The organism is Bathymodiolus platifrons methanotrophic gill symbiont (genome assembly GCF_002189065.1).
GTDB lineage: Bacteria > Pseudomonadota > Gammaproteobacteria > Methylococcales > Methylomonadaceae > Methyloprofundus.
Map to the genome: position 1 here is coordinate 1 of NZ_BDMN01000384.1, position 3,170 is coordinate 3,170.

The following is a 3,170-nucleotide window of genomic DNA, read 5'->3' on the forward strand; positions in this document are numbered from 1 at the left end:
GAATAACGGATAACCCAACGATTGAGCGTAGCATGATCCACTTCAACACCTCTTTCTTCCATAATTTCTTCAAGGTCGCGATACGAAACACCATACCTGACATAAAAGAAAACAGCATAAAGAATGACATCTTTTGGAAAGTGAGTACCTTTGAAGCTGAGCATGTGATCCACCTTTTATTGAAATTGAGAATTATGATAGCAGATAACGTCGGGAAGGGGGATTTATGCGACAGAACCCTACAAATGACCACTGTTCGTCTATTTCAGACTCTTCACAGATAAATTCAATTTTTGCATCTGCCGTTGGAATTTGAAAGTTCGGGTTTATCTGAACAAGGCTACTTTCCTTTTTTTTAGCGTATTGCAATACCTTCGCCAATTTTAATTTAAGCCAAAAATGACAGGTAATGGGTCGAATTTGTAGAGTTCCTGTATAATTTGATTTTATGACCTGTTATCAAGAAGTAAGTTGCCCAAAGTGCAACAGTATAAAAATCACAAAATCTGGGACGAATGGTTACGGAAAACGGCTTCCCGTCTAAAGCGGGACAAAATCTAATGTTATGCAGATAATTTTGTATGATAATCGTGTAAGAGTCCCTACTTTTGCGAAAGCTCATTTTGGGTATCTCAGCCCAAGTTCGCGGCAAAAGCTTAACGGGACTGATTATAATCTTCGATGCCCCGATTCGTCCTAAGTCCATCACGATTTCCTACAACCTAGCTCCGCTTGTTGCACTCATCATGATTACCTCAATGACTCTTCGCCATTTGCTAACGCTCATACTACAAGTAGTCATCCACAGCGTTGACTATCGCTGGCTAAAAATCTTCACTTCGCTATGCTCCGTTTCCAGGATTTTTAACGTATGAAAAAAACAATACAACTGCCAAAGAGTACAGGCGGCTAGAAAATAAATTATTAAGGTCGACCTAATATTGCTTTTTACCCCTTGAAATTACTGGGTGTCCCGGCTTAGATGGGAAGCCAGCGGTTAGCGAAGTTGGAGACAAAATAAAGCATTCCGACACGGCGTCATAAATTACAATTATACAGAAAACTACAAGTTCGACCCTTTACCAACAAAACAAACTTATCTAAAAAACACACCTCTAAGAACCTCCGGGATTAGGCAAAGAACCCGCCAACTTAAAAAAACTATCCTTCAAGGAGGATCCTCCCGAAACATCAACTTGAGCTGTCAAAAAATACACATTATCACCATTTTGCCAAGTCAAGGTTGTGTTTGCGCCTCCCGAAACATCAACCTCTACTGTATACCTCGCAGGAAGACCATTTACATTAGTGTTAAACTCCTCCTCTAAGAACTGAACAGTATAACCACCAGCCCCACCCCGACGCTCTACCAAACTTAATAATCCCAAAGAGTCATCCTTAAAAAAATGCATCACTCCCGACCAACCCTCAGAAGAAGCAGAGCCAAAAGTATTGCTCCCCAACCAAAGAAGGTCGGCAAAAGAACTACTCTCCAGATCCGTCGGAACAAAAGAAACATAGTTTTCCAAACCAGAAAGGTCGGCATGAACATCCTCTGGAGAGTAAGTCGCATACTTCGACATCCGTTCCAACATCACTCTCGCACTATCATTCAAATCAGATGACGAAGCAACCATAAAAAAACCAACCTCTTCCATCTCCTTGAAGTTCCGACGAACCTCGGCTACATATTCCGGGTTTTCAGCAACGAACTTATCCGAGGCCACGAGCACCCCCCCATGCAATAAATGATTCTTATCGAACTCCTCCTCTAAAGTTAAATTACCGCCTTTAGACTCAAGATTTGCCAAACTGTGTTTATGTAATTCACCCAATAAATCCAGGTCTCCCTTAGAACCTGAACTCACCCCCCCAGGGTCTAAACTGACATCATCTCTTAAAAAATAATAACCAAAAGCTAAGGCAACCAAGCTAAAAAATATAAAAAGTCCTACTAAAAAATTTCTTCTCATATACAGACACTCTAACTAAAAAGGGTTATGTTGTGGGCAATACAACAGCGATGGAGTGAGGGAGCCTCAAGTCAAAAATCCTGAATTTAAACCACGATCAATAGATGTTGAATGGGAATCTATCTCACCAAAGATAATGTATAAGATCTTGGTTCTCCCAATTAAGATTAAACAAGCCATTAAGCTAATTGATTCTACAATTGAAATAGCGAACCCACCTGATTATGAGGAAATTTTTGAAGAGCGTCAATATCAATATGCTCTAAAAAGAAATATTTGAATGGAATTCACCTCGATTAAATGAAACAAAAGAAAAAATTGAGAGCAATAGAAAAAAATATTAAGCCTAATATAGGGTCTAATCCCTAAGGTGTTTTATCTTTTAGTTTTTTAACGAGGGATTTATTAACAAATTCAGTGGTTTAGTTTTTTAACAGCGTTTATTAACGCTATTTGCGTAGAATCAGGGCAAAATGAAGGTGATTATTGGTGCTGATGATGGTGTAAATAAAACACTTGTTTTTTTAACTTCGCTAAAAACGTAAGAGTTCCTGTTTGGTGGTGTAGGATTATCCCGGCGATGGCGCGATATCCATACTGAACTACCCTCCCCCATCTTTGTGTTTATAGTAACCTTTTGAATCTTACCATTCAGGCGACTAGAAACTTCATTATTACTTGCGGCCCATTAAGGTCAGAAACCTTTGTATTTTATTATATAAGGATTTCTGCATATAGGTAATATACGCTAAAAAAGTTACTTTTCCCTAGGGCTGAGAGTCCTTTAGATTTAGTGTCAAAAAGGGGGCTATCAATACCTCACTGAATGACAAACCACCTTGAGCCCTTTATTTCTCTGGTTTAGTGGCTTTAGGTGTCAACGTAGTAAGAACTTGATGCCTTGAAAATAGAGTCAGATACCCCTATTTTTCTCATATAAGGGTTTTTGCATATAATGGATATACGCTAAAAAAAGTTACTTTTCCCTAGGGGTTAGACCTCTCTAAATTAACTCACATTTGTCCTTTTTTGATCATTTTCATTACCTCAACCTTCATAATAAATTATTGCGACAGAACCCCCTGCTTGCGTTAAAATCATCGTTTTAATATTTCTGGAAATGGAAATGGGTCAAGTAAAAAAATCTGAAAATGTTCCAAAGTCGATGCAAGAAAAATATAAGGCGATTGTGGAACT

At 38.6% G+C, this 3,170-nt stretch carries 2 protein-coding genes and 3 pseudogenes; 2 read left to right on the plus strand and 3 right to left on the minus strand.

What is annotated here, in order from left to right; all coding sequences use genetic code 11:
• Positions 1-164, minus strand: a pseudogene (locus CDZ78_RS18005) (IS6 family transposase); the annotation flags it as partial.
• 76 nt (positions 165-240) lie between these two features.
• Positions 241-363: pseudogene (locus tag CDZ78_RS24580) on the minus strand (IS1 family transposase); the annotation flags it as partial.
• Positions 364-448: 85 nt separating this feature from the next.
• On the opposite strand from CDZ78_RS24580, the pseudogene CDZ78_RS24585 reads away from it, so the two are divergent.
• Positions 449-532, plus strand: a pseudogene (locus CDZ78_RS24585) (IS1 family transposase); the annotation flags it as partial.
• Between the two features lie 583 nt (positions 533-1,115).
• On the opposite strand, the gene CDZ78_RS18010 reads toward CDZ78_RS24585, so the two are convergent.
• Positions 1,116-1,973, minus strand: a complete 858-nt coding sequence (locus CDZ78_RS18010; RefSeq protein ID WP_087871218.1) for a hypothetical protein — start codon at positions 1,971-1,973, stop codon at positions 1,116-1,118.
• A 55-nt stretch (positions 1,974-2,028) separates the two neighbouring features.
• Here CDZ78_RS18010 and CDZ78_RS18015 point away from each other — a divergent pair, with 55 nt between their 5' ends.
• Entirely contained in the window at positions 2,029-2,253 is a 225-nt protein-coding gene (locus CDZ78_RS18015; RefSeq protein WP_087871219.1) for a hypothetical protein, read from the plus strand.
• The last annotated feature ends 917 nt before the right edge of the window (positions 2,254-3,170 follow it).

What these genes read in the sequence shown, in the direction of transcription:
- CDZ78_RS18010 (WP_087871218.1), bottom strand. Translation starts at nt 1,973, where the DNA reads ATGAGAAGAAATTTTTTAGTAGGACTTTTTATATTTTTTAGCTTGGTT.